The organism is Microbacterium sp. UCD-TDU (assembly GCF_000340625.1).
GTDB lineage: Bacteria > Actinomycetota > Actinomycetes > Actinomycetales > Microbacteriaceae > Microbacterium > Microbacterium maritypicum.
In genome coordinates, this window is sequence record NZ_KB454446.1 from 437,277 (window position 1) to 458,760 (window position 21,484).

The 21,484-nt window shown below is 63.3% G+C and carries 40 protein-coding genes and 2 tRNA genes; 3 read left to right on the top strand and 39 right to left on the bottom strand.

The genetic code is table 11. From position 1 onward, the window contains the following. Positions 1 to 175: 175 nt before the first annotated feature. Positions 176 to 331 (bottom strand): hypothetical protein, encoded by a 156-nt coding sequence (locus D514_RS38890; protein WP_017829017.1) that lies wholly within the window; start codon positions 329 to 331, stop codon positions 176 to 178. 405 nt (positions 332 to 736) lie between these two features. Between D514_RS38890 and D514_RS24935 the strand changes: the two genes are divergently transcribed. After that, the gene (locus D514_RS24935; protein ID WP_186004817.1) at positions 737 to 1,045 is read left to right on the top strand and encodes an HIRAN domain-containing protein; all 309 of its coding nucleotides are present in this window, start codon (positions 737 to 739) and stop codon (positions 1,043 to 1,045) included. On the opposite strand, the gene D514_RS38895 is transcribed toward D514_RS24935, so the two are convergent. The 35 genes from D514_RS38895 to D514_RS25075 all read right to left on the bottom strand — a co-directional run bounded on the left by D514_RS38895 (position 1,042) and on the right by D514_RS25075 (position 17,190). Then, positions 1,042 to 1,200, bottom strand: coding sequence for a hypothetical protein (locus D514_RS38895; RefSeq protein ID WP_017829019.1), 159 nt, complete (start codon positions 1,198 to 1,200; stop codon positions 1,042 to 1,044). The genes D514_RS24935 and D514_RS38895 overlap by 4 nt on opposite strands. Then, on the bottom strand, positions 1,197 to 1,337 hold the full coding sequence (locus D514_RS39170; RefSeq protein ID WP_017829020.1) for a hypothetical protein: 141 nt from the start codon (positions 1,335 to 1,337) through the stop codon (positions 1,197 to 1,199). Before D514_RS39170 ends, D514_RS38895 begins: the two co-directional genes overlap by 4 nt. Before the next feature lie 9 nt (positions 1,338 to 1,346). Beyond that, positions 1,347 to 1,955: a hypothetical protein gene (locus D514_RS38670; RefSeq protein ID WP_144052954.1), complete on the bottom strand. Its 609-nt coding sequence runs from the start codon at positions 1,953 to 1,955 to the stop codon at positions 1,347 to 1,349. A gap of 300 nt (positions 1,956 to 2,255) precedes the next feature. Further along, positions 2,256 to 2,331: transfer RNA gene (locus D514_RS24940), tRNA-Asn, on the bottom strand. Between the two features lie 218 nt (positions 2,332 to 2,549). Beyond that, entirely contained in the window at positions 2,550 to 2,822 is a 273-nt protein-coding gene (locus D514_RS24945; protein WP_017829023.1) for a hypothetical protein, read from the bottom strand. Beyond that, the gene (locus D514_RS24950; RefSeq protein WP_017829024.1) at positions 2,819 to 3,442 is read right to left on the bottom strand and encodes a hypothetical protein; all 624 of its coding nucleotides are present in this window, start codon (positions 3,440 to 3,442) and stop codon (positions 2,819 to 2,821) included. The genes D514_RS24945 and D514_RS24950 overlap by 4 nt, the downstream gene beginning before the upstream one ends. A gap of 154 nt (positions 3,443 to 3,596) precedes the next feature. Continuing rightward, entirely contained in the window at positions 3,597 to 3,731 is a 135-nt protein-coding gene (locus D514_RS39370) for a hypothetical protein (RefSeq protein ID WP_017829025.1), read from the bottom strand. Next, complete coding sequence (locus D514_RS24955; RefSeq protein ID WP_017829026.1) at positions 3,724 to 4,092, bottom strand: hypothetical protein; 369 nt, start codon at positions 4,090 to 4,092, stop codon at positions 3,724 to 3,726. The genes D514_RS39370 and D514_RS24955 overlap by 8 nt, the downstream gene beginning before the upstream one ends. Then, a complete protein-coding gene (locus D514_RS24960) occupies positions 4,089 to 4,694 on the bottom strand; it encodes a hypothetical protein (RefSeq protein WP_017829027.1) in 606 nt (201 codons plus the stop codon). Before D514_RS24960 ends, D514_RS24955 begins: the two co-directional genes overlap by 4 nt. Then, positions 4,691 to 5,014, bottom strand: a complete 324-nt coding sequence (locus D514_RS24965) for a hypothetical protein (RefSeq protein ID WP_017829028.1) — start codon at positions 5,012 to 5,014, stop codon at positions 4,691 to 4,693. The genes D514_RS24960 and D514_RS24965 overlap by 4 nt, the downstream gene beginning before the upstream one ends. Continuing rightward, a complete protein-coding gene (locus D514_RS0119100; RefSeq protein ID WP_017829029.1) occupies positions 5,011 to 5,355 on the bottom strand; it encodes a hypothetical protein in 345 nt (114 codons plus the stop codon). Before D514_RS0119100 ends, D514_RS24965 begins: the two co-directional genes overlap by 4 nt. Then, positions 5,352 to 5,786, bottom strand: coding sequence for a hypothetical protein (locus D514_RS24970; RefSeq protein ID WP_017829030.1), 435 nt, complete (start codon positions 5,784 to 5,786; stop codon positions 5,352 to 5,354). The genes D514_RS0119100 and D514_RS24970 overlap by 4 nt, the downstream gene beginning before the upstream one ends. After that, entirely contained in the window at positions 5,783 to 6,154 is a 372-nt protein-coding gene (locus D514_RS0119105; RefSeq protein ID WP_144052955.1) for a hypothetical protein, read from the bottom strand. Before D514_RS0119105 ends, D514_RS24970 begins: the two co-directional genes overlap by 4 nt. Before the next feature lie 145 nt (positions 6,155 to 6,299). Then, positions 6,300 to 6,824 carry a hypothetical protein gene (locus D514_RS38010; RefSeq protein WP_017829032.1) on the bottom strand — a complete coding sequence of 175 codons (525 nt, stop codon included), beginning with the start codon at positions 6,822 to 6,824 and terminating at the stop codon, positions 6,300 to 6,302. Beyond that, entirely contained in the window at positions 6,821 to 6,985 is a 165-nt protein-coding gene (locus D514_RS38900) for a hypothetical protein (protein WP_017829033.1), read from the bottom strand. The genes D514_RS38010 and D514_RS38900 overlap by 4 nt, the downstream gene beginning before the upstream one ends. Beyond that, the gene (locus D514_RS24975) at positions 6,982 to 7,305 is read right to left on the bottom strand and encodes a hypothetical protein (RefSeq protein WP_017829034.1); all 324 of its coding nucleotides are present in this window, start codon (positions 7,303 to 7,305) and stop codon (positions 6,982 to 6,984) included. The genes D514_RS38900 and D514_RS24975 overlap by 4 nt, the downstream gene beginning before the upstream one ends. Continuing rightward, a complete protein-coding gene (locus tag D514_RS24980) occupies positions 7,302 to 8,051 on the bottom strand; it encodes a hypothetical protein (protein WP_017829035.1) in 750 nt (249 codons plus the stop codon). The genes D514_RS24975 and D514_RS24980 overlap by 4 nt, the downstream gene beginning before the upstream one ends. A 21-nt stretch (positions 8,052 to 8,072) precedes the next feature. Continuing rightward, entirely contained in the window at positions 8,073 to 8,351 is a 279-nt protein-coding gene (locus tag D514_RS39530) for an HNH endonuclease (protein WP_141369750.1), read from the bottom strand. Then, entirely contained in the window at positions 8,348 to 8,881 is a 534-nt protein-coding gene (locus D514_RS24990) for a helix-turn-helix transcriptional regulator (RefSeq protein ID WP_017829037.1), read from the bottom strand. Before D514_RS24990 ends, D514_RS39530 begins: the two co-directional genes overlap by 4 nt. Positions 8,882 to 8,942: 61 nt before the next feature. Continuing rightward, positions 8,943 to 9,269 (bottom strand): hypothetical protein, encoded by a 327-nt coding sequence (locus tag D514_RS24995; RefSeq protein ID WP_017829038.1) that lies wholly within the window; start codon positions 9,267 to 9,269, stop codon positions 8,943 to 8,945. Continuing rightward, a complete protein-coding gene (locus D514_RS38020) occupies positions 9,266 to 10,159 on the bottom strand; it encodes a PD-(D/E)XK nuclease-like domain-containing protein (RefSeq protein ID WP_017829039.1) in 894 nt (297 codons plus the stop codon). Before D514_RS38020 ends, D514_RS24995 begins: the two co-directional genes overlap by 4 nt. Next, a complete protein-coding gene (locus D514_RS25005) occupies positions 10,156 to 10,446 on the bottom strand; it encodes a hypothetical protein (protein WP_017829040.1) in 291 nt (96 codons plus the stop codon). The genes D514_RS38020 and D514_RS25005 overlap by 4 nt, the downstream gene beginning before the upstream one ends. Continuing rightward, positions 10,443 to 10,655 carry an LPXTG cell wall anchor domain-containing protein gene (locus tag D514_RS25010; protein WP_017829041.1) on the bottom strand — a complete coding sequence of 71 codons (213 nt, stop codon included), beginning with the start codon at positions 10,653 to 10,655 and terminating at the stop codon, positions 10,443 to 10,445. Before D514_RS25010 ends, D514_RS25005 begins: the two co-directional genes overlap by 4 nt. After that, complete coding sequence (locus D514_RS25015) at positions 10,652 to 11,230, bottom strand: hypothetical protein (RefSeq protein ID WP_017829042.1); 579 nt, start codon at positions 11,228 to 11,230, stop codon at positions 10,652 to 10,654. The genes D514_RS25010 and D514_RS25015 overlap by 4 nt, the downstream gene beginning before the upstream one ends. Positions 11,231 to 11,494: 264 nt before the next feature. Next, positions 11,495 to 11,665 carry a hypothetical protein gene (locus D514_RS38905; protein WP_017829044.1) on the bottom strand — a complete coding sequence of 57 codons (171 nt, stop codon included), beginning with the start codon at positions 11,663 to 11,665 and terminating at the stop codon, positions 11,495 to 11,497. Then, the gene (locus D514_RS25020) at positions 11,662 to 11,880 is read right to left on the bottom strand and encodes a hypothetical protein (protein WP_017829045.1); all 219 of its coding nucleotides are present in this window, start codon (positions 11,878 to 11,880) and stop codon (positions 11,662 to 11,664) included. The genes D514_RS38905 and D514_RS25020 overlap by 4 nt, the downstream gene beginning before the upstream one ends. A 120-nt stretch (positions 11,881 to 12,000) precedes the next feature. After that, positions 12,001 to 12,216 (bottom strand): hypothetical protein, encoded by a 216-nt coding sequence (locus D514_RS25025; protein ID WP_017829046.1) that lies wholly within the window; start codon positions 12,214 to 12,216, stop codon positions 12,001 to 12,003. Continuing rightward, on the bottom strand, positions 12,213 to 12,398 hold the full coding sequence (locus D514_RS25030; RefSeq protein ID WP_017829047.1) for a hypothetical protein: 186 nt from the start codon (positions 12,396 to 12,398) through the stop codon (positions 12,213 to 12,215). The genes D514_RS25025 and D514_RS25030 overlap by 4 nt, the downstream gene beginning before the upstream one ends. Before the next feature lie 332 nt (positions 12,399 to 12,730). Beyond that, on the bottom strand, positions 12,731 to 12,967 hold the full coding sequence (locus tag D514_RS25040) for a hypothetical protein (protein WP_017829049.1): 237 nt from the start codon (positions 12,965 to 12,967) through the stop codon (positions 12,731 to 12,733). A 437-nt stretch (positions 12,968 to 13,404) separates the two neighbouring features. Beyond that, complete coding sequence (locus D514_RS39535) at positions 13,405 to 13,917, bottom strand: NUMOD4 motif-containing HNH endonuclease (protein WP_017829050.1); 513 nt, start codon at positions 13,915 to 13,917, stop codon at positions 13,405 to 13,407. Between the two features lie 496 nt (positions 13,918 to 14,413). Beyond that, a complete protein-coding gene (locus tag D514_RS25050; RefSeq protein ID WP_017829051.1) occupies positions 14,414 to 14,635 on the bottom strand; it encodes a hypothetical protein in 222 nt (73 codons plus the stop codon). Between the two features lie 392 nt (positions 14,636 to 15,027). Then, positions 15,028 to 15,249, bottom strand: coding sequence for a helix-turn-helix domain-containing protein (locus tag D514_RS25060; protein WP_017829053.1), 222 nt, complete (start codon positions 15,247 to 15,249; stop codon positions 15,028 to 15,030). After that, positions 15,249 to 16,103 (bottom strand): hypothetical protein, encoded by an 855-nt coding sequence (locus D514_RS38025; RefSeq protein WP_144052956.1) that lies wholly within the window; start codon positions 16,101 to 16,103, stop codon positions 15,249 to 15,251. The genes D514_RS25060 and D514_RS38025 overlap by 1 nt, the downstream gene beginning before the upstream one ends. 2 nt (positions 16,104 to 16,105) lie before the next feature. Continuing rightward, the gene (locus tag D514_RS38030; protein WP_031205592.1) at positions 16,106 to 16,948 is read right to left on the bottom strand and encodes a ParB N-terminal domain-containing protein; all 843 of its coding nucleotides are present in this window, start codon (positions 16,946 to 16,948) and stop codon (positions 16,106 to 16,108) included. Further along, positions 16,945 to 17,190, bottom strand: coding sequence for a hypothetical protein (locus tag D514_RS25075; protein WP_017829055.1), 246 nt, complete (start codon positions 17,188 to 17,190; stop codon positions 16,945 to 16,947). Before D514_RS25075 ends, D514_RS38030 begins: the two co-directional genes overlap by 4 nt. 119 nt (positions 17,191 to 17,309) lie before the next feature. Between D514_RS25075 and D514_RS38675 the strand changes: the two genes are divergently transcribed. Further along, on the top strand, positions 17,310 to 17,903 hold the full coding sequence (locus D514_RS38675) for a hypothetical protein (RefSeq protein WP_017829056.1): 594 nt from the start codon (positions 17,310 to 17,312) through the stop codon (positions 17,901 to 17,903). Between the two features lie 7 nt (positions 17,904 to 17,910). Next, positions 17,911 to 18,363: an ImmA/IrrE family metallo-endopeptidase gene (locus D514_RS38035; protein WP_017829057.1), complete on the top strand. Its 453-nt coding sequence runs from the start codon at positions 17,911 to 17,913 to the stop codon at positions 18,361 to 18,363. 44 nt (positions 18,364 to 18,407) lie between these two features. On the opposite strand, the gene D514_RS25085 is transcribed toward D514_RS38035, so the two are convergent. The 3 genes from D514_RS25085 to D514_RS25095 all read right to left on the bottom strand — a co-directional run bounded on the left by D514_RS25085 (position 18,408) and on the right by D514_RS25095 (position 21,478). Further along, on the bottom strand, positions 18,408 to 19,685 hold the full coding sequence (locus tag D514_RS25085) for a tyrosine-type recombinase/integrase (protein WP_017829058.1): 1,278 nt from the start codon (positions 19,683 to 19,685) through the stop codon (positions 18,408 to 18,410). A gap of 118 nt (positions 19,686 to 19,803) precedes the next feature. Further along, positions 19,804 to 19,879 (bottom strand) — tRNA-Thr (locus D514_RS25090). Positions 19,880 to 19,948: 69 nt separating this feature from the next. Further along, the gene (locus tag D514_RS25095) at positions 19,949 to 21,478 is read right to left on the bottom strand and encodes an alpha/beta hydrolase (RefSeq protein WP_236610915.1); all 1,530 of its coding nucleotides are present in this window, start codon (positions 21,476 to 21,478) and stop codon (positions 19,949 to 19,951) included. Positions 21,479 to 21,484 lie beyond the last annotated feature (6 nt).

The window sequence follows — 21,484 nt, forward strand, 5'->3', positions numbered from 1 at the left end:
CTCCTGGGGCGAATCAGCGCCCACCAGGGGCGATCAAACGTTCGGAACTCCCCCAACGGGGTGCCGAAAAAACGAGGTCGAGCCGCACGCAGAATCGGAGTCGCTATCACCAGCGACTCTTTCCAGGTCGGAGGGAGTACCCCCCACCCCGTGGGTTCGCCGTGATGTTCGAAGGTCAGTCGGTGGTGTCTTCGGCCTTCTTGGCGCGTCCCTTGACCTCTTCTGCGTATCCTGCGTCGATGAGGTGTTCGGCTGCCTTGGGTGTGGTGGTGATGGTGTCGCCTGCCTGGTTGCCGCCTGCGTTGCGGGTCAGCTTGATCTTGACGCTCATGTCAGTCTCCCTGGGTGTTGTTCGCTCGGCTTGTACCGTGCTGTCTTCCGCTCGCGGTTGCGGGCTGCGGTCTCTCGGTTGGTCTTGGCCCAGTGGCATGGACCGCTCAGCCATTGGAGGTTGTCCGGGCTGTGGTCGTCGCCGGGGATGATGTGGTCGGCGTCGCTGCCCCATCCTCGGCACTTGGGTGCGTGGGTGGTGGCTTGGCACTTGCCTTTGGCTCTGGCCTTGGCTGCGGCTCTGCGCTTGGGCCAGTCGTGCGGTAGTCGGTCCTTGCGGTCTGAGGTTGACCACGCCATCGCTCCACCTCGCTATGGTGTGACCATGTGGCCATTCAGACGTTCCGCGCCGGTTGTCCCTGCTGTTCCTGCCGGGGTGGATCTGCGGGGCGTGGAGGCGACTCGCATGCGGGTGAAGGGTACGGCCAACTACGTGCCGGATGCCCTACGGGAGCACGTGGGTGGGCAGGTCTATGTTCTTCGCCGTGAGCCAGACAACGCGCACGATGTGAATGCGATCGCTGTGCTTTGGGAGGGGAAGAAGGTCGGGTACGTGTCGGCCGTCAAGGCTCAGGCGATGGCGCCGCTGCTAGATCAACTTGGATCTCGGGACTTCGTCGTCTCAGGGATGGGCGCGTACACCTCGAGCACGAGGCTGTGGGTGGACGTGCCGAAGATCCCGGCGTTGCGGAAGTTCGTAGCCGATCAGGTCTAGTCGTCTTCCCACCGGTGGATGGGGCGCATGATGCGGGGGCTGACGTGGTTCTTGCGTGCGGCGATGTTCTCGGCGTGGCATTCCTCTTCGCAGGCCATCATGGCGGCGTAGGTGTGCCGGTCGATGCCGCAGAGCTCGCAGACGAAGGCGCTCATGGTTCGTCCGCGAATGCGTCGATGCGGGCCGAGAGGGCAGCGAGGTTGTCTTCGACATTCACGATGTAGTCGATGAGCTCAACGCGAGTCATGCGCGCGAGTTCGCGGCGACGTTGGAGGTCGCTAGATTCGGACACTCTTCCTCCTCAGTGCGACACCACATCGGGCTGGAGACCGGCAGCAATGTAGGCGAGGTCGAATATCTTGTGGCAGGGAACACAGCGCGCGTGATAGTGATCGGTGTTCGTGCTGTACGGTCCGTCAGGGCTTTGCTTCTCGTTCGGGTCGGCGTGATCGTATGACCAGTGGGCCGCCTGCCTGCCGCAGTCAACACACTCATGGTCCCTAGCGGGGCCTCTCAGTGCCTTCACGCGTCCATGGACCGCGCTGTTGCCAACGTCGTCGCCAGATCCCATTCTGACGAGAACCTTGTGCGGGTCGCCGTGCTGCTTGAACCGCTGGAAGTGCTTGGTGCACATGCCGTTCACATACGCCGTCCGCTCGCATCCACCAATCGAACAGAACCGGAGTGTCTTAGCGATCCGCGGGACGTTCTTGCACTGCACGTAGTGTCGGTTGCAGTACCCCAGCGCCAGATGTGGATCCTTGCATCCGCTCACTCTGCACTGCACGGTCGGCTGACGCAGCGGGCCGAGATCTCTGCCGCGAGACTTCTGCTGGTAGTGGGAGCGGCAGAGGCCAGAGGCTCTACTGCTCCGGTCGCATCCGGGGAAACAGCAGGTACGATCAGTCATGTCGAACTCCTCCAACGGGTTCGGTCAAGACCCCGGACGGTTCCAGCCGTTGCGGGGTCTCTTCGTGCTCAAGCAAGGCGTGAGAGCCAGCGCTCGTCTAGTCACCTCTCGATAGCGCCCATCCGAGGGCGGGCTTCCAGATGATGTGAGCAAGGATCGAGAGCGTGACTCCGGCTCCGATGCCGAGAAGGATCTTCATGCCCGCTCCCTGCATATCCGTGGGCTATAGCCGTATTGGCTATTCGTGTACGCCGATCAGCGTTCCCCGTTGGGGTGGGGTGGAGTCGAAGGAAAGGACTGTGGCTGGCGTGGCTGGGATCGAACCAGCGCGTTCTCGATTAACAGTCGAGGGCTCTGCCTGCTGAGCTACACGCCAATGTCCCGTATGCGGCTCCGGGAGAACGAGCGCTGATTCAGTTGTTGCGAACCGGCCGGGGTTCGCTGTGTGCCGTTGTTATCCGGCGTCTCGCCGCCGCTCGCCAGGTTGGAAGTCACTGAGCTGGGCGGGAGGAACAAGAAAGCCTCAGACGAGAGGCGTCTGAGGCTGGTTTTTCACACAGTGGTGGAAGGCATCTCCCATCGTACAGGATGAAACTACATGCGTGTAGTTCGATTCTGCCGTGTCTTGGCTCGGACGAGGCGTGGCCGAAAGACCTCTCGGTTTTGACAGGTTCGGCCCGTCGCCTCAATTGCGATTGCCCAGTTCTTCGATAGGCGCACGATGGGCACCTTCGCGTGGAGCTTCCACATCCCGTCGAACGACTCCGGCATGTAACCGAAGTCGATGCAGGTGTCGTAGTAGCTCGCATCTGTCTCCGGGTTCTCGAGCAGGATGCGGTGCTTCTGCTGCTGGGGCGTCTCGTTCACGCTGTCTCCTTGTCGTTGAGTTCGTCTCGGAGTTCTTCCATGGCGTCGCCGCCGATCCAGACGGCGTCGCAGGCGCGGCAGAGCACCTTGGAGTTCTTCCACATGTGGTCGCTGTCGGGTCGGTAGGTGAGGGCGAGGGGGTTGGTGATCCGCTCCCCCATGTCGTTGACGTACTCGCCTTCACCGCAGACGGGGCATGGTGCGGTGATCTCGATCACCTTGGGTGGGTTCACCATGGCCCGGATCTGTGCCGCCCATGCCCGGAGTTGCTGGAGGTAGAACTCTTCGGGTTCGTCGCGGGAGAGGAAGGCGGCGTGCCAGGCTCTGAGGTCTGTCACGGCGTCGCGGCTGATCTGGTCTCCGGTCATGCCGGCGATGCGACACCAGTCTCCGATCTGGGAGGTGATGATCGCGGCCTTCTGGAGTGCGTCGCCGTCGAGGACGTTGCGGGTGGATGGTGAACCGCCCGCCCCCGACCCAGAGTTCAGGGACGACGAGACGGCTTCGCGCAGCTGCACGAGGAGCGCATCCTCGGTTGCCCACGTGTACCCGTCGTCAGTCTGCACCTTCACCGGTTTCGGGAGGGTCAGGTCATCTACTGCGTCGAGTAGTTCGGTCATCGGGTTCTCCTTGGTAGCCATGCTGCGTACGGTCCATGGCCGATCATCAGTCGGCGGGTGACATGTGCGCCGATCGAGTAGCCGTCGCCGTAGCGCATGTCTTCTATGTGCCGCTTCTCAGCGGTACGGATTGCTCGGAGCCGGTTGGTGATCCTCACGTCTCCTCCTTCCCTTCGGCGTTGAACATCGCGGTCATGGCATCAGACACTTGCTGCACGAGCGGCGTGGCCACCGCAATCGCGGCGATCCTCGCTTCTAGCGAAACGCCAGGCTTCTCTTCGTCAGACATCGTCGGTTCCTTCCTGCTTCACCGGCACCCCAGCAGCCGCCAGGAGGTCGATCGCTCTCTGAACCGTGACGGCATCTCGATCGCTGTCTGCGACCATCCGCTCCCACGACCGCATGTGCCCGCGCTCGCTCTCGATGAACTCGATCGCCGAGCGCCCTTCTTCGAGAGCCGCTCGACATGCGTCGAGGATCACCTGCAGTCCTTCCGGTTCCTCGGTTACGACACCAGCACGCACCTCGGCATCATGAGCAGCCTCGATGTGTTCCAGGTGGGCACGATGCAGGTTGCCCTTCACCCACTCGAGGTCGTGCCCGTACTTCGGGTCGTTGATCACCTGTGTCACGTACTCGCTGAGCTTCATCGCTTCTCCCCTTCCTGTCCGACGACACCAGCAGCACGTAGAGCGGCGCGCAAGGCGTCGGCGAGTTCGAGGATGAGCGGATCATCGCGCTCTGTTCCGACACGCTCGGCGTGGATGACGAGGTTGAGAGCGTCGGATGGTTCGGCTTGTGGTTTCGGGCGCTCACACACTGCGGCATTGGAGCACTCCGCCGCCGGGTAGTACTCCTCGTCACCCCGCTTCCAGTTGCCGACGTAGAAAAGGGGACACGGCCAGACGTGTCCAAACGTTCCGCGATGCGTCGTCTCGGCGTTCGGCTCCGGTACCTCGGAACGGCGGAGAGCGGCGGCGATCTCAGCATCGGTGTACGTGCGTCCCCACGGAGACTCCTCGAAGTTGTGATCTCGAAGCAGGAAGGCGATCATGTCTTCCCGCTCGTCGTCGGTAGGGGTGAGAGCCGCGATGATGAGGTCACGCACCGCCTCGGCTTCGTCCCTTTCAGCCCGGCACGCGTCGTGCTCAGCCTTCGTGACGACGCGGTCGTTCTCGACGGTCATGGAGTCAGAGGTCGCGGTGTCGATCACAGCGCGCAGCCTCTCGATCAGCTTCTCGTTGTCGGTCATGACTGCTTCTCCCATTCGTCTGCGAACTCCGAATGCCACTTGAGTGCCTCGTGGATCTCGTCCCAGGTGACGTTGGCTCGCCCGACTTCGTTGCGGAGGTCGTCGAGTGCTTCACTGATGGCGTCTTCGACAACCCCGTCCACGTGGGACTGGATCCTGTCGACGCGTGTCGGGTTTGATGCGCGGGTGCGGTGCGAGGACTTGCCGGGACTCATCGTCGCGGCGCGATGGTCCTTGGCTGCCTGCTCGGTCGGGAGCGTGATCCCGCAGTCGTCACAGGCGCCGTAGTCCGCGCCGTCGATGGGGTCGAACCGGCTCATGACTCGTCCTCCTGGTCTTCTTCGTGGATGCCGAACCGGGTGACCTCGGCCAGCTCGGACGGGGTGAGGGACGGCGTTTCGACAGGCTCGTACGTTGCGGCGAAGATGTCGGGCTTGCAGGGGTAGAACTCGCCCTGCACGCCGCGGATGATCCAGTCGCCAAGTTCCGCGGTCATCTGCCCTTCGAGCGTTTCGATGATCGCGAAACCGACCTTTGTCCCGACCATCCCGCTCTTGATGAGCCGGATGGTCGGGCAGAAGTCCTGCACGCGCTTGTAGGGCTTCTCGAATCGCACGGCCTGGATCTCTACAGGCCTTTTCCGGTAGGTCATTGCGTTCATGTGAGTCTTTCCTTCGTGAGTTGATCGACCTGTTCGGGCCGGAATGGGTTGGATACGTCGGTTATTTCGACGCGGAAGTGGGCGAGCTCACCGGGCTGGTGTTCGATGACCAGTCGGGGTTTGTCCATGAACTCCTTCGTGTCGTCCTGGACGATGCGGGCAGACACTCCCCGGTCACTTCCGATCGCGTCGTAGACGACCTTGCACATCGGGTCGGGGCCGTCCTCGTCCCGCTTGTGACGCGTCGGGACCACCCACACCACCTGCACGGAGATGCGCTGCAGCTTCGGGATCTTCGCCGCCCGGCACAGCACCGCGACACGTTCACGGAGCTCCTTCGCCGAGCGTGCCCTCACCCGCCAGTGGCATCGGTCGTTCGCGTGGAGCCCCTTGGGTGGGCGTTCGTATGGGAGCTCGAGAGTCCAGGTCATCCCGACACCTGCTCGATGTGCTGGATGAGTTGCCTGCCGATGTACTGGGTGTAGGCCGGTGGGATTGCCTCGCGCAGTCCGTCTCGATTCGCCCATGGCATGCCCATGACTTTGCGCCCTCGGTCAACTCCCGAGAAGTTGCCGACGATGTGCATGTACTCGCCACCGACCGGAGCGCGACCCATCTTGGTTGTTCGCGCGACGTGTACGGGGTGCGCCTGCGAAGCGAGATCCCAGTTCGTTTCGAACAGTCGATGCCGGTACGTCTCGAGCCCGAACATCGCCCCGCAGAGCTCCACCGGATCGACGAGCGGCGACCCCGGAACGTTCTCGATGACGTAGGGGACAGGCTCTACCCCGTTGCGCATCCTGTACGCGTTCGCCTCCTCGAACATCCTCCGGGTCGGTGGGATCAGGTCAAGATGAAATCGGCCCTGGATCTTCTGCGCGTTGGTGTGCGCCTGGCAGGGTGGTGACGCGTGCCATGCCTGGAATTGGTGCGCATCGGCCGGCTCATGAAGAAGCCCCCGTGGTTGCGGGGGCTGGGCGGCGGTTGCTGTCGGGGTTGCGTGGGAGCTTGGCGGTGTTCCTCGCGCCGGCGACTTGCCGTCGTGTGAATCCGAGACGTTCACCGATCTGCCGGTCGGTGAGCCCTTCTCCGAGAAGTGCCGCGAGCTTGTCTCGTGGGATGAGTGCTTTCTGTGGGATGAGGTTCGCTGCTCGTTTCGCACGGCGGGCGGCGTTGTGGCGTTCCCTGGCCGCGTCTCGCGTCTCGGCGGATCGCTGGGACCCCTTGGCCTTCTTGGCTCGCAGATCGGTGTCTGCGGCTTCCTGCGCCTGCTTCCGTTCGGCGGCGACGATCTCGGCGGGGGTCATCCCTGCGTTGATCTGTCTCCTGAACGCGTAGTCGCCGTTGAAACGAGTGAAGACCGTCTTGCACGAGACTTCGGCGGGGCAGTGCCCAGTCGTGCAGCCCTTCTCGAAGCCATCGACGGTGCTGTGCGGGTAGGTGGTGTCGGTGATGATGTCAGCATTCACGCTGGTCTCCTCATGGATGCGTCGAAGCGTGCGGCCTCGAGCGCACGCTGGATGGACTGTTGGGCGTCGGTGTTGAACAGTTCTCGTTGCAGGCGACGCCGGTACTTCGAATCCGAAGCGAACCGTTCCTCGCATGCCTGCATGTAGGCATCGAGGCTCACGATTCCTCCCTGTCCGTGCAGTACAGGCAGGTGCCATCTGGCAGCCACCGGTGAGCTCCGTCCGCACAGGATGGTGGTGCTTCTTCGCTCATGGTCGACGGGAGTTCAGCGCGTCTCTTCGCGCGCACTCTCGCGGTGATATGCGCGGGGAGCAGATACTCGGTCGATTCTGCGAAGTGTCCGTTGACCGCTTCCACAGCATCCGGGTACGGGACGTGAGCGAGCAAGGGCGCCCACGCCTCGATCGTCAGCTGGTCAACCTGTCGGTTGTCGAGAACCTGGATGCGCGCGAGCAGCATCGTCAACTCTTCGGTGTTCATGAGGTGATCTCCTTCGGATCAAGCGAGGTGACCTGTCTGCCTGCGACCTGTCGGCCAGCAGCGGCGGTCTGTTGTGCGCGCTCGGTCGGGGTGAGCCGGTTGGGTCTCTTGCTGTCGGCGTCACGCCTCAGCCAGTTCCGCCACGTGGCGATCCAGTCGAGCTTCGTGGCCTTCGTCCCCGACTCGGCGCGCCAGTAGTCGACGAATCTGCGCGTGGAGGCGTCGGCGTCCACCGTGGGGACTTCAGCGGCAGCCCATTCGCGCATCTCGTGAGTGAGCATGAACGGTTCCGGGATGCGGGTGCCGCGCTTAGCGGCCCCCCTCTTCTTCGTAGAAGAAGAGGTATCTGTCTCTTCCTCTGTCTCTGCTTTCGTTTCGCTAACCGACTCGTAAACCGAACGGGTTTTCGGCGGTCGACCGCCCTTCTTGCCGTTTTCTGCGTTGACCTGGGATCTTTCTGCAACCTTCGCTCTGGACTCCTGCAGATCCAGGAATCCGTGCAGTTCGTACTCGCCTGACTCGACGCGCACGAGCGAGGGTGTCGCTTCGTCGTTGGTTAGCAACTCGGAAAGCGTCTCGGAACCGAATCGGTTTGCGTACCTCGCGGGGATTTTCCCGTCTGTGAGGTACTTCCGCGCGTAGAGGATCATGGACACGTGGGCGCGGAACGCAGCGTCTGAAAGCCGCTCGATCTTCGGGTGATCCGCGTAGTCAAGATCCAGCTTCGCGAACAGTTTGCCCGCCATAGCGTCTCCTCCCGGTCATGGTCAGTCCTTCAGGTAGATGAGTCCCCAGTGGTGCAGGAACAGTTCTTCGGCGGGGTCGTCCCACGAGTGGACGGCCCAGCCCTGTGGTGGTTCGGCGGAGTGAGCGATCGCATGGCACCAGAGGCACAGGTGCACGAGGTTCGCGGGCGTGTCCTTCCCGCCCCGTGAACGAAACTGCCGGTGGTGCATCTGTGTGGCTGCGCGTTCTCCGCAGCCTTCACAGCGCCCACCGGCACGCTCCGCAACAGCCTCATAGGCTCTCCGTGACGCCGCGTTCACGTCCTGAACCGGATGAGCTCGGCCAGGTGGTCGGCTTCACTGAGCCGCAACGGGCGTTCGCCCTTCTCGATCTGGGAGACGGTGGCCTGCGCCCATTTGAACCCGCGATCGGTCATCGCGGCCGCGAGCTCCTTCTGCGACAGTCCTGCACGTTCGCGTGCGGTGGCGACGTCGGCCCCGATCTGCTCCTCGGTCTGAGGTTCACGGATCTTGGCCGGCTTGGCGCCGTCGAGGATGCCAAGGTTCCGGAGAGCCCGTGACCTCGCGATGGTGTCGGCGGATTCGAGAGGTGACCCGGCGATGATCGCGTTGTCGTTCTTAGTGGAGCCTTGTGCCCATGCGGTCACATCCGGTCTGGACGCGACCCCGAGGCTGGGTCTGACGATGTAGGCGGCGGCGTTCATCACGTAGGTGACATGCCCGTCTGGGTGTTCGATCACCCGGTCGATCGTCGCTTCCACGTACCCGTCCGGGTGCTGCTCGCGGAATGCGGCGAACCGTTCCGCTGCGGTCACGAACTCTTCATCCATGACCTGTGCGTGAGGTTTCGGGAGACGGGATCTCCTTGTGTCTTCGGGGATGTCGATGTCGTCAGTCATCGTCGGCCACATTCTGGTCGAGCACTGACAGGAATCCCCTCAACGAGGATGCCGAACGCGCGACCGCGCCGACGACGCTGACACCGCGGGATCGGAGCTTCGCGCTGAGCTCGGAGAGTTCCTTTCGTTCTGCCCATGCCTCGAGCGTCCACACGCGACCGAAGCCGTCCGCCTCGGCCCCGGACTCGAGCAGGAACCGCATCGCACGGTATCCGGATCGCGCTTCCCCGTACTTGCGGCCGATCTTCACAACCTGCCCCTCTTCCGGCTTCCCGTAGGTGCGGGAGATCATCACCGTCTGTCCAACTGCGTACGTCACGCTGTTGCTCCTTCGAATTCGTCGATGTACTGGTTCACGTTCCAGACGGGTGCCTGGAGGATCCCGATAGGCCCACCGCTGCGGGTCTTGTACCCGGGCCACTCCCCCGTCTCGAGGGCGCGGGCGTACCGTTCCCGGGCCTCCCGTGCCCGTCTGCGGGCCATGAGGAGTTCGTCGGCTCCGAGGACGTGCACCGCTGTGAGGTAGGGCGGGTGCGCCTCGACCACGGCGAACAGGTACGGTCTCGTCTCACCCGTGATCAGGTTGTACGTGTGCTCGTAGTGGGCCTGTTGGATGTCGTACCCGAACCGGAACGCGTGGATCGCGAACTCCGACTCGGACGCATCCCCCGCCGTGGTCTTGAGGTCAACGAGGCGTGGGCCGTGCCAGTCCAGCCGCCCCCGCAGCGCTACTCCTGTGTCGGGGTCGGTGGCGAACATCGACACCTCCGGGTCACCCGATGCGAGCAACGCCTTCACGGTCGGATTCGACAGCACTGATTCGGCCATGATGTCCACCACCCGGGCTGTGACGCGCTTCACGGGGATCAGGCCACGGTCGCGGGCGTCCGCTTCGAACGCCTTCGCCACTTTGGTGGAGATGGCCCCGTTAGAGGCGAGCACGTTGTCGAGCTCCTTGCCGTCGTACTCGAACCGTTCGGGGCCGTTCCCATCCGGGTAGACCGCGATCTGTGCGCCCACACCGAGCACCTTCGAGTGGACGGCTGACCCGAGGTCGAACTCTGACTTCGTCTCCTGCGGCTGTTCCGCATAGTGCTTGTAGTGAGCGGGTGACTGGAGGATCTTCTTCGCGCCGGTGGAGCTCAGCCCCGGTTGGCGGTGGTAGACCTGCTCGTCGAGTCCGTAGACCAAGCCGTTGTAGTCCGTCACGACAGGCCCAACCTCTCGCCGGCTTCCTGGCGCAACTTCGCCGACCATTCAAGATCGGTGTACAGCCGCACACCGTCTTCGATTGCGTGGTCAAACTGCGCCATGGTCAACAGGTTGGCGATGCGCTGCTGTTCGACGAGCGCGAGAGTGGCGTGCACTTGAGCACCGAGAATGTTGAGCAAGTGCTGTGCGTCGGCGGTCTCGTACGGCAGATAGTTGGGCTTCGTGCCGAACTCACTATTGAACAGAGCCATCGCTTCAGCGGCGTGGTCGATTCGTTCAGTCATTTCGTGCTCCTGTGGTTCTTGGCTCGTCGCCCGAGGGTGATGGCGCCGATGATGATGGCGGCAGCCCCGAGGACGGTGAGGGTGGGGTCGTAGGTGGCCCCGGTGGTGGCGAGAGGTTCGTCGGTACGGTGGACGACAACCTCGGAGGCCGGGGTCTTGGGTGCCGGGTTGCAGGACACCACGTAGTTGTCGGTACAGGCGGCGCTCACGATGCGTCCTCCGGTCCCCAGACCTTGCGAGCGGAGACGACGTTCGAGGCATCGTCGATGTCGAAGTACGCACCGCCAGCAGAGACTCCATCCCTGCCGCCCATCGTGCGGTCAGCGTGGATGAACACCGTGTGCTCGCTGCCGTCGTCGATGGTCAGTTCCCAGACCTCGCCAGCCTTGGCCTCGGCAGCGGGCTTCCGCTCCGGGTGAGCCTCGAAGTAGGCCTTGGCCGTGTCGTGCCACCAGCCGCCCTGAGAACGCTCAGCCTGCGCCCGGGTGATTGTGTACGTCTCAGCATCGACTTCATCGAGGATGGTGATCTCGTCCGTCTCGTACCCCTCAGTGGGGTAGACCGTCAGCCGGGGGTTGTCGGGATCGCGCCACCGTCCGAGGGCTTCGTCACGCTCATGCTGGAAGAAATCGCGAAGGGCGGACACCTCTTCGCGCCCGAGCCACGGCGCACCTTCAAGCATGTTCTCGCCTCCCGCAGCGGCGTAGATGTCGATACGCTCGTGAGGCGTCTCCTCATAGTCGACGCGAATGCGCCCATTGCTCGCGGTGAATGTCTCGGTCATGTCTGGTCCTTCGAGTAGGTGTGGGGGCAGTCCATCCACACGGTCGGGTTATGGGTGATGACCACTTCTCCGTGGTCATGGCAGAGCGAGCACGGGGTCATGAGTCGCCGCCGATCGAAACTCGGTGATCGAACATCCAGACCGCGCCAGGAACTCCGAGGAGTGGCGGGACGTGTCGGCGCCACACGAATCGCAGCCAGCGCCACCCGCGGTCGTACGTCCACACAGGACGCCATGCGAACCACCGGAACCACTCGTTGCGGCTCATGAGCAGATCTCGAGACTGACGATGCTGAGGTTCTCGTAGACGGCCTGCTCGCGGGCGTAGTTGAACGCGCGAATCCGGTCGGTGAACACGGCGATCATCACCTCGCCCCGGTACACGCGCCACGACCCGTAGGAACCGCGGCGGACTCTCCAACGGTCAGCGATCATGGCTTCTCCTTCACCTCGAACGAGAGCGATCCGGCCGGTGCTTCACCGAAAGCACCGGCGTCGGTGATGAGCGCGACATCCTCGCCGCCCCGATAGAGAACAACCTCGGCGAATAGCGGACGATCGCCGACCTGTTCGCGGTTGAACTTCTCGACGACGGTGGCGAGGCCCGCGATGTCGACGAGCTCGCGGGGCCGGAATGTGTCAATGGTCATTTCTGGTTCCTTTCACCCAAAGCAGGCCGTGCAGGCGCAGTGGGGGACGAAGATGGGCCGACGCGTGCACGCCGGCGAAGGGTTGTGTGGTGGCTGTCCCGGAGTCGGGTCAGCAGTCGGTCATTTGCCGAGCCGCGCGTACTTCGTGGCGTCGTGGAACTCGAACCCGGCATGGACAAGGCAGGCGGTCGCGGTGACGACCAGCGCACCGGACCAGAACCCGTGCCCGAGGGTGAACAGCAGAACGGCGACCGCAATCGCGACCGCCGCACCGGTGAGGAACCCGAGACCTACGAGGCGTCTCCTCGCAGCCCACCTAGACCACATGCCAGTCATGGCTGTCTCCGAATCTCGACATCTGCCGACCACGACGCCGCGACCGGGAGCGAGACCATCGGTGCCCACGCGAGCACTTCGGCATCGTGCTTCTCGGCCCACTCGTCGCACTTGTCTCTGGTCGCGAACTTCACCGCGGCGATCCCGCCGCTCCGGAACTCGATCACTGCTGCGTGCATCATGGCTGTCTCCGAATCTCGACATTGGCCGGAGCGCACGAGCACGGATGCTCTGCGCACGTGCGACCTTCGCGGGCGTCCTCTTGCGACAAGTGCTCGCAGGGCTGAGGGCATCCACTCATTGCTGTCTCCGAATCTCGTGGATCGCGATCGCTCGACCGGCAGCTCGACGCCGTACGGTGCCAGCCTTGTCGCGGTACGTGCGCATCGTCGCCCGGTCCAAGCAGAACGGGCACCCTTCTTCCACGCCCTCGTCGATCACATCGTGGTCCTCGCAGAAGTCGTGGTTCTCCATACGCGACGCCAACGCCACCGCGATCGCCCGCCAAGATGCCTCAGCCATTGCTCTGTCTCCGAATCTCGACATCTGCCGAGCGATCGCTCACGTACCCGTCGAGGTACACGAGACCTTCCTCGGTCGGGTGGATGATCGACGTGAAGTTGTCCCCGTCGAAGCGAACGCGCAACCGGTGGTCGGCGCTCGTGATGTGTCCCTCGCGGCCGAGGTACGACACCCGTCGCCCTCGAATCGCCGGGACGCCGTAGTAGCGGCGGACGTAGGCCATGCTCATGCCTGTCTCCGAATCTCGTGTTTGGTGGCCTGTCTCCCACTCCCGCGGCAGTCCAGGCATTCGTCGTCGTTCTCGTAGTCGGTCCCTTTGCGGACCGTCGTGCTGCCCCACCCGAAGCAGGGACGGCAGTAGTCGTGGATGGCTGGGTTTGGTCTTCGGTTCATCGCTCCCCCTAGGTACAGGTGAGGCCCGGACGATTCCCCACGTCCGGGCCTCAACGGTCGGCACCCCACATGCCGGTTTGGTGGTGGACGGTCCCCCGTGTCCACCGTTCCCACACCCCCAGGAGTGGGAAGAGAAAGGGGCTGGTGTGTGATGCACCAGCCCCAAGGGGGTATCGGGAGTCTCAACAGGCACCCCGCCCGTCGCACGACTCAAGAAACCGATCCCCCAAGTGCCCGTGCGCCGATCTGTGAGCGCACGCACGAGCCTGATGATCAGCCAGTGAATCTGGCGTAGAACTCATTCGACAGTTGCTGATGGTCTCCCCCGCGCGCACTGATCACGCCTCGAGCCCTCTTACACGCCATGCACTCTCGTTTGCCTCGACGAATGCCAGATGCTGTCAGGTTCGGCGCCTGCAGAAGATGACCCCAAGGGCAGTGAGTTCTCAGTGTCAGATAGTGAGGGTTGAGCCGGTCCCGGTCCGCCATGTTGGCGAGATGGGTATCCCAGCGGAGGTTTGAAAGCCGATTGTTCGAGCGTTCTCCATCTCCATGACAGGCCTCCTGACCGTCCGCTCTGACCCCAACGAATGCCTCGAGTACAAGGTGATGGACGCGGCGCTTTGTGACCGCGCCTTTCTGGGAGAGGTTCAAGACCATGTATCCATCGCGGGTCGGTTGCTGCTTGAGTATTCGACGAGAGCCGCGTTTCGAACGGACCCTTCCCAGATCGGATACTTCGTACAGGTCGTACCCCAAGACGGGTCTCCACTGTTCCTGGTTCACGTCCGCTCCCTCCTGTCTTGTGCCCCGCTGAGTTCTTCGCTCAGAAAACCGATCTCAGGCTCGAGGCGGCCACTAACCCTGTGGCTCTGGTTCACGGCGACCAACCCGTGCCATCCGCTTGACCCTTCGCGGCTGGTTCCGCCCGTGTTGCATGGCGGCGAACTGTCGAATCTTGTACGCCTATTGGCGTTTCCTTTCCTTCGACCCCTAAGCCCTACGTCGCCCGCTCCAGCACGACGCCCAGCCAGCCGCACCAAAGGGTCGCTTGCAGGGGTTCACGCCGCCGTGGTTGACCCCACGATGGTGGGGTGCGGTATTCGGTGACGTCCCGCTCGCAGTTCTCGTAGCCGGGGCGCGTACCCAAGGCGACCTCCGATATCCCAAGGGATCACTGAGGGGTTACTCCTGCGAGTTCTGTTCAGTTGAGGCCGCGTCAGAGCGCGACAAGTAGCGCTAGGGACAGCGACGCCCCTAGAGCCGGATCAGATGACGGGGATCAGCCGGACAAAGCCGCCAAACGAGTCAGTACACGACGGGCATGATCTATCTGAGCGAGAGACCACGTGAAGTCTTCGCCGTATGCGCCGTATAGCCATGGGCGGTCGAGAACTTGAAGCCAGATGAGATTTGCCTGGTTGCCGCCGGATGCCCGGAACTTGAGCAGGATCGGGTTGCTCGGGTTGGTCTGCGGGTACAGGGTGGAAGCGAACTGAGCCATCAGCGCACCTCCACGCTCGTGCATGCGTACGGGCGACTGTCACGACGACGACCAGAACCAGTCACCACGACCGGATCGTTCGCTTCACGCTCAGCCCAGTACCGCTTCGATGCACGGAACTCCAGAACGAGGTACCGGTACGTTGCGAATACAGCGACACCGATCGCGAACCAGAGAGGCAGAGTGTCGTTCACGACGCACCCCTCTCAATGACGGCACGGTTCGCGGCGTGGAAGTTGTTGATCGTCATGACCGCTCCCCTCTCAACCGCTCAACAACCAAGTTCCACTTCCGCTCAGCCTCTCGAGCAAGGCGGATCGTCGACACGGATACCCCGATCGCACAGAGACTCAAGAGCACGGCCAGGGTCACGCACACCAGACCGAGCCAACTCACGACGCCACCGCCTGGTTTCGTTCAGGGAGCTTGTCGACGTAGCGATCCAGCTCAGACTTCTGAAACATGACCCGCTTGCCGTCACCGACCGGGATCAGCTCTCCCGTCTTGCGGAGGTCGTCGATCTCACGCAGCGACTTGGAAAGGTAGTACGCCGCGAGCTCGCGAGTGAACAGCGCAGGTGCGAACTCGATCCGCTGGACAACTCCGGCGCTCATTACTTCGGCTCCGGGGTCTTGGGCGCCACGTTCATCAGCGCCTTCGTCGTCATAGTCTTGCCCGCGCGCCACTGGTTCCACGCCCGGAAGAGGATGTTGAGCTGGAGTGGTGTGGTCATCCGCATGTTGCGGCGGCCGTAGCTCGACAGGGCGTCGTATAGGGCAACACGGGGGTCACCGACACCGTCCATGTTCCGCTCTGCAATGGAACTGATGAACTCGATCGCCGACTGCATGTCAACCGAGATGAACTTGAACGCAGCGAAGGCGAGTGCGGTGGGCGTTGTACCGATCTTCTTGGCGTACCGATGCGAGAAAGCCGCAGCTTCATGCACATTCGGATTCGCCTCAACCCACTCGACCGTCTCGGCATTGGTGATCTCGCGAGTCGTCGATGATGCCGCCGAACGCATCCCGCCGAGATCCCACCCGATTGCCACACGAGCAACGGCGGCGACGGTCGTGGCGTAGTCACCATGTCCGTTGAAGCGCAGAGCATCTGCCGTTGAGCGCTTGGAGCCCGAGTCGATAGCAGACTGCGCGTTCGGGTCCAGGTTCCGGATGATCATCATCTTGACCGTCACGCCGGACTCGATCACGGCGATGAGGCGGTGCTGCCCATCGATGATGCGTCCGTTCCAATCGATCTTGATCGACTCGGCAACGACCCACTTCCCAGCGATCATGTCGCGTGCATACTTGCGCCACACCTGCTCCCGGATGTTCCGGTTGCGGATGTTGTGTTCGAGGAGTTCCGCGGCGATCTCGGGTGTGACGTCGACGATCTCAAACTCGACGTGTGCGTGCATGGGGTGGTCAAGAGCGACCAGGTTGGTAGAATTGCGTGCAGACATGATCAGTCCTCCTGAGACTGGTTATCGAAGAGATCGTCGAAGATCTCGCGGGCAAGGCCGGCAACAGGACGTAGAGCATCCTGGATGTTGGCCTTGTTCTTGTTGAAGCGGTCGTCACGGATGATGGTCCGCAGCCGCTCCAGGTACTTGTACAGGTCACGCTCGACGGCGTATGCGTCATCGACAATCGACTTGCGACGGTCGGGCCGTGGCTCCTTGCGGGCGTAGGACTTGCCGTCCGGATCATTGGTCTTCGGAGCAACGCCGCCCGCACCGATGAGATCGGCAACCTGATCCTCGGAATCGATGAAGCCACCCGACATCAGCGCGCCAATCTCATCCGGGCGCAGCCCGGTACCCGTGTCTGCTATCACAACGGGGGCGGGACGGGGCTTCTCTGCTGGTTGCGTCCGACCGAGAGAGTCGATCCGCGTTTCCAATTTGGAAACGTCCCCCGACTCTTGGAGTTCCCGGCGCACCGTGCCTACAGTTGTCGGGCTTACCCCCAGCGCTTTCGCGTGCTGGTAGTCAGGCTTCCGCGGCTCAGCACGCAGACTGGCCGCGATGATCTCACGACGCTGCTCGCGGGTGAGCTGTCGACGGTCAATGTTGAGAGAAATGGAGAGCTGCGTCTTCTCGACATCGGTGAGAGTGTCGCGCGTCTCGGTTGGGAGATAGAGCCCGTGCTCCTGTGCGATCTTCTGACGGTGATGCCCGTCGATGACGGTCCCGTTCTCGTCGACCAGGATCGGAATCTGGATGCCGTGATCGAGGCATGACACCTCAAGCTGCCGGTACTCATCCGGGGAGAGTGGCGGCATCGTCTGGAACTGGACCGTGCTCATGCCGCTTCCGCCTCGACCGTCGCGAGGACATCCAGAGACCATCCGGTAAGAAGCGCGAGCTTCGAAAGCAACACGGTGCCGAGCGCACCAGTGTCATAGGCGCGGGTTACGGTCGAGACAGCGACCTGCAGATGTTCTGCCATCGCGGTTGCATTGAGCGTCCCCTTGAGGCGACCCCGTTCGTGCATCCAGCCGTTCTCTGATGCGATCCGTTCAAGGACCACGGGGCTGATGCGAAGCATCGGAACCTCCTTTGTCTTCCGTTCGATACAACCTGTTGCGTCCAACATACACACGTTGTCTGTTGCTCGCAACAGCCACGCGACTTGACTTTACGTTGCGTGCGCGCAACACTTGAGCCATGACCGAAACCGATCAGGCAAACAGCTGGGGAGCATGGCTCGCCACAAAGCTCGATGAGCGCGAGTGGCGTCAGGCCGACCTCGTTCGCGAATCAGGAGGCCTGATCAAGCGCGACCGCGCAAGTAAGTGGCTCAGCGGGAACGAGCGCCCGAGCCATCGGCTCGCCATCGTCGTTGCCAACACCCTCGACCTGCCGCATGAGGAAGCTCTCGAAGCCGCCGGCTTCACCGCGGAGTCTTCGAAACGCGAGAAGGATCTGGAGGAAGCACTCGCTCAGATCGATAAGCAGTTCGGGCCGGGGGGCACCATGACCCTTGCTCAAAAGCAGGAGCGGATGCCGTCACTCTCTCGGCTTGAGCTTTTCCGCGAGCTTGATCAGCACCCGGACCACCTGATCCTTCAGTACCTCACCGAGCGCGCGCTTCGCCGTCGCTTCCGCACCGATGCGGACCAACCCACCGCCGATGTCGGCGGCGTCGATGATGATGTCCCTGTGCTCTCCCGTGAGGAAGAGCGGGAGCTCAGGAAGAGTGACCATGACCTCGCCGCGTACCGCGGCCGTAACGAAGCGGATATCCCGCACGCCGAGTAGGAGCCAGATGTACGGAGATCTCATCCATCATGCGGCGACGCTCGGTGCAGAGGTGCACTTCGCCCACCTGGATGACGATCCCGGCTTGCTCGGGTACTTCCTCCCGAAGCACAGACGCATCGTGGTCCGCTTGGGGATGACGTTCGATCAGTCCCGTTGGGTGCTGGGACACGAGTGCGGGCACGCGTACTACAACCACAAGTGCAGTGGACCGCATGTTCGTGACGCTGCAGAGCGCCAGGCGAATGCGTACGCGGCGCGGTTGCTGATCGATCCCGTCGAGTACGCGCGTCTCGAAGCGATCAACTCGGACCAGCACTGGCTCGCTGAAGAGTTCTCGGTGTCCGTTGAAGGGATCTTCGCCTACGAGGAGCACTGCCTGACCAGACTCCGCGGCGTGACGTACAGCAGGGCGCGTCACGGAGTCGGGCAGTGGCGCCACCGGGCATTCGCGGGTTAACGCAGAAAGCCGCCCGACACCTGAGTGTCGGGCGGCTTCTTCGTCTACTGGTTGAACGCGGCCTGGAAGTGGGCGCCGATCGCCTCGAGCGCCTTGCGTGCCTCCGCAGAGGAGACGTGCTGGTATCCGCGAGTGGTTCGCACGTTGACGTGTCCGACGATCTCGCCGATGACCTTCGCGTCAACGCCGAGCTCCATCAGCACCGTGGCTGTGGTGTGCCGCGCGAAGTGCGTGGTGGGCGTTGGTGGGGTTCCGGCCGGTCGGTCTTTCGGCGGCAACGCCTGATCTGCGGTGACCACACCTGCATCGAGAAGGATCGACCTCCACTCGATCTGGTCCTGTTCTGCGGTGATGGGCGAGCCATCAGCGTTGTGCCAGATGAGTCCGTGTGGGTTCGGACCAGCGTCGGCAGCGAGGTACTTCGTCAGCTCCGCCTCAAGCGCAGGGATCAGCGGGAACGTCCTTGGCCTTCCCGACTTCGGGCGGACGATGCAGAGTCGCCCGTCGAGCTGTCGGTGCGCGAGGCCGGCGCCGACCATGAGCCGCCTGCTCGGGCACGAACCGGCTCGCTTCTTCCCGCAGCTTCCCTCGCACCCGTGCTTGAAGCGCACCTCCGACAGAGACCACTGGACGGTGAACTCATGCCGCACAAGGTCGATGCTGTCGAGCGTCGCTCCTAGCCTCTCTCCCTGCCGCATCCCAGTGAGGACAGCGAACCACCAGCGCACGCCGTCAGGGCGGCGCAGGGCAGCCTGCAGCACCCGCAGGGCGACGTCTGTGTCTAGGGCTCCGCGCGCTCCCTCCCCAGTTCCGGGAGGAGTGACGTCGGCGGCGACGTTCTTGGCGCACACTCCATCCAGGCGAGCGGCGTCGAGCATCGATGACATCACGGCGTGCACCTTCTGAGCAGACGAGATCGCGCGGCCGGCGTCCGTCACTGCGAGTGTGACCGCGCGGACGTCTGACGGCCTGAGCGCCGAGATCCTCTTCTTCCTCAGCGGGGGCACGATCCACTTGTTCACGGCGGACTCGTACCCGGCCAGAGCCGCGGGCTTCATCTTCGGCTCGCAGATCGTCCTGAGCCAGTGCTCAGCCCACTTCTCGACGGTCATCGTCCTGTCGAGGGGAGCGCCGTGTTCCTTCACCTCGGCGCGCAGGGCATCAAGCTTGTCCCGCGCTTCCTTCTTCGTGCGCCCCGTGACGTACTTCTGCTTGCGGCGACCGTCTGGATGGAAGCCCACGTCGATCACTCCACGCCAGTGCCCCCGCGACTTGATCTCGTACAGACCACCGTCCCCATTGCTGCGAACCTTTGGCATCATCTCTCCTCGGAACGGTGCACACATGGATGCACACATGCACCTGCAAAACTTATGTTTGCAGGTGCCACCGACAGAAACGCCAAAACCCCCGGAATCTCAATAGATTCCGGGGGTTTGATGGAGCCGCTTGTCAGAATCGAACTGACGACCTTTTCATTACGAGTGAAATGCTCTGCCGACTGAGCTAAAGCGGCGTGCGACGCGTGAGCGGCGCGATCACCGATATTACCCTGTCTCGCGCTCTCTCGCGAATCGAGGCCGCATCACTCGCAGCGGAGGCCGTCTTCGGGCACGACATCATCGAGCAGGAAAGCCTCGACCGCGTCGTCGACGCAGGCGTTGCCCTTGTTGTACCCGGTGTGCCCTTCGCCGACGCGCGTGATCAGAACGCCCTCTTCGAGCTGGTTCGCGAGCGACTCGGACCACTCGTACGGGGTAGCCGGGTCGTTCGTGGTGCCGATCACGACGATGGGGCCTGCACCTTCGGCCTTGATCTCGCCACGCGTGCCCGTGGGCGGGTACGGCCAGACCGAGCAGGAGTCGGGGCCGGTCCAGTACGGCGCGATCGTCGGTGCGCCCTGAGCGATCTTCGCGTTGATCGCTGCCTCTGCTGCGGGATCGTCTTCCACCGGGTAGTCCATGCAGTTGTAGGCACGGAAAGCTTCGGCGGAGTTGTCGGTGTAGGTGCCGTTCTCGCGTCCGTTGTAGAAGTCGGCGAGGAACAGCGCCGATGTCGGGTCGCCCTGCAGCGCCTCATCGAGCGCCTGCGTGAGGTAGCCCCAGCTGTCCTGGGAGTAGAGCGCCGCGATGATGGCGGTCATCAGGGAGTCCGCGCCCAGCATGCGGCCGTCTCCACTCTTGAGCGGTGTGCTGTCGACACTCGCGAGCAGCGCTCCCAGATCGGTCATCGCCTCATCGACGGTGCCGTTGAACGGGCACTCCCCCGAGTCGAGGCAGTCCTGCATGTAGGCGCGCAGCGCGGATTCGAACCCGAGCGCCTGTGTCGCTCCGACCTCGAGCCCCGGAACGGCGGGATCGATGGCGCCGTCGAGCACCAGGCGACCGGCCTTCTCGGGGTACAGCTTCGCGTAGGTCGCCCCCAGGAACGTGCCATACGAGTAGCCGAGGTAGTTCAGCTGCTTGTCGCCCAGCACCGCGCGGATCAGATCCATGTCGCGAGCGGCGTTGACCGTGGTGATGTAGGGCAGGATGCCGCCGCTGTTCGCGTCGCAGGCCTCGGCGAAGGCCTTGTGCGAGTCGAGCAGCTCAGCCTCCCACTCCGCCGTGCCACGGGCCGCAGCGGGGATGCCGTACAGGTACTCGTCCATCTGCGGGGCGTCGTAGCAGGTCACCGCGGTCGATGCCCCGACCCCGCGCGGGTCGAACCCGATGACGTCGAAGTTCTCGATGAGGTCGGAGCCGACGGCGTAGTCGAGGTTGTTGAGGATCAGGTCGACACCGCTCGCCCCGGGGCCACCCGGGTTCGTCAGCAGCGAGCCGACGGGGGTGCCCTCGGCGCGGTGCCGAACCACCGAAAGGGTGATCTCACCCTTGCCCGGGTCTTCCCAATCGAGAGGCGCCGTGACGTCGGTGCAGTCGAAGCCGACACCGCACTCCGTCCACGTCAGCTCCTGCGAGTAGAAGGGCAGCAGGTCTTCGGCGACGCCCTCGGTATCGGGGGCGCTGGTCGTCGACGGCCGCGAGGACTGCTCGGGGATCATCGCGTACAGACAGCCCGAGAGCGCGACGGACGCAGCGGCCAGCCCTGCGACGATCGCGGCGGCGCGACGCAAGCGGGA

Bases quoted from the DNA above. Each gene is read 5' to 3' on its own strand.
- D514_RS38890 (WP_017829017.1), bottom strand. From the start codon at position 331: ATGAGCGTCAAGATCAAGCTGACCCGCAACGCAGGCGGCAACCAGGCA.
- D514_RS24935 (WP_186004817.1), top strand. From the start codon at position 737: ATGCGGGTGAAGGGTACGGCCAACTACGTGCCGGATGCCCTACGGGAG.
- D514_RS38895 (WP_017829019.1), bottom strand. From the start codon at position 1,200: ATGAGCGCCTTCGTCTGCGAGCTCTGCGGCATCGACCGGCACACCTAC.
- D514_RS38670 (WP_144052954.1), bottom strand. From the start codon at position 1,955: ATGACTGATCGTACCTGCTGTTTCCCCGGATGCGACCGGAGCAGTAGA.
- D514_RS24950 (WP_017829024.1), bottom strand. From the start codon at position 3,442: ATGACCGAACTACTCGACGCAGTAGATGACCTGACCCTCCCGAAACCG.
- D514_RS39370 (WP_017829025.1), bottom strand. From the start codon at position 3,731: ATGTCTGACGAAGAGAAGCCTGGCGTTTCGCTAGAAGCGAGGATCGCC.
- D514_RS24955 (WP_017829026.1), bottom strand. From the start codon at position 4,092: ATGAAGCTCAGCGAGTACGTGACACAGGTGATCAACGACCCGAAGTAC.
- D514_RS24960 (WP_017829027.1), bottom strand. From the start codon at position 4,694: ATGACCGACAACGAGAAGCTGATCGAGAGGCTGCGCGCTGTGATCGAC.
- D514_RS24965 (WP_017829028.1), bottom strand. From the start codon at position 5,014: ATGAGCCGGTTCGACCCCATCGACGGCGCGGACTACGGCGCCTGTGAC.
- D514_RS0119100 (WP_017829029.1), bottom strand. From the start codon at position 5,355: ATGAACGCAATGACCTACCGGAAAAGGCCTGTAGAGATCCAGGCCGTG.
- D514_RS24970 (WP_017829030.1), bottom strand. From the start codon at position 5,786: ATGACCTGGACTCTCGAGCTCCCATACGAACGCCCACCCAAGGGGCTC.
- D514_RS0119105 (WP_144052955.1), bottom strand. From the start codon at position 6,154: ATGCGCAACGGGGTAGAGCCTGTCCCCTACGTCATCGAGAACGTTCCG.
- D514_RS24975 (WP_017829034.1), bottom strand. From the start codon at position 7,305: ATGAACACCGAAGAGTTGACGATGCTGCTCGCGCGCATCCAGGTTCTC.
- D514_RS24980 (WP_017829035.1), bottom strand. From the start codon at position 8,051: ATGGCGGGCAAACTGTTCGCGAAGCTGGATCTTGACTACGCGGATCAC.
- D514_RS24990 (WP_017829037.1), bottom strand. From the start codon at position 8,881: ATGGATGAAGAGTTCGTGACCGCAGCGGAACGGTTCGCCGCATTCCGC.
- D514_RS25005 (WP_017829040.1), bottom strand. From the start codon at position 10,446: ATGACTGAACGAATCGACCACGCCGCTGAAGCGATGGCTCTGTTCAAT.
- D514_RS25015 (WP_017829042.1), bottom strand. From the start codon at position 11,230: ATGACCGAGACATTCACCGCGAGCAATGGGCGCATTCGCGTCGACTAT.
- D514_RS38905 (WP_017829044.1), bottom strand. From the start codon at position 11,665: ATGATCGCTGACCGTTGGAGAGTCCGCCGCGGTTCCTACGGGTCGTGG.
- D514_RS25020 (WP_017829045.1), bottom strand. From the start codon at position 11,880: ATGACCATTGACACATTCCGGCCCCGCGAGCTCGTCGACATCGCGGGC.
- D514_RS25025 (WP_017829046.1), bottom strand. From the start codon at position 12,216: ATGACTGGCATGTGGTCTAGGTGGGCTGCGAGGAGACGCCTCGTAGGT.
- D514_RS25030 (WP_017829047.1), bottom strand. From the start codon at position 12,398: ATGATGCACGCAGCAGTGATCGAGTTCCGGAGCGGCGGGATCGCCGCG.
- D514_RS25040 (WP_017829049.1), bottom strand. From the start codon at position 12,967: ATGAGCATGGCCTACGTCCGCCGCTACTACGGCGTCCCGGCGATTCGA.
- D514_RS25050 (WP_017829051.1), bottom strand. From the start codon at position 14,635: ATGGCTCAGTTCGCTTCCACCCTGTACCCGCAGACCAACCCGAGCAAC.
- D514_RS25060 (WP_017829053.1), bottom strand. From the start codon at position 15,249: ATGAGCGCCGGAGTTGTCCAGCGGATCGAGTTCGCACCTGCGCTGTTC.
- D514_RS38025 (WP_144052956.1), bottom strand. From the start codon at position 16,103: ATGTCTGCACGCAATTCTACCAACCTGGTCGCTCTTGACCACCCCATG.
- D514_RS38030 (WP_031205592.1), bottom strand. From the start codon at position 16,948: ATGAGCACGGTCCAGTTCCAGACGATGCCGCCACTCTCCCCGGATGAG.
- D514_RS25075 (WP_017829055.1), bottom strand. From the start codon at position 17,190: ATGCTTCGCATCAGCCCCGTGGTCCTTGAACGGATCGCATCAGAGAAC.
- D514_RS38675 (WP_017829056.1), top strand. From the start codon at position 17,310: ATGACCGAAACCGATCAGGCAAACAGCTGGGGAGCATGGCTCGCCACA.
- D514_RS38035 (WP_017829057.1), top strand. From the start codon at position 17,911: ATGTACGGAGATCTCATCCATCATGCGGCGACGCTCGGTGCAGAGGTG.
- D514_RS25085 (WP_017829058.1), bottom strand. From the start codon at position 19,685: ATGATGCCAAAGGTTCGCAGCAATGGGGACGGTGGTCTGTACGAGATC.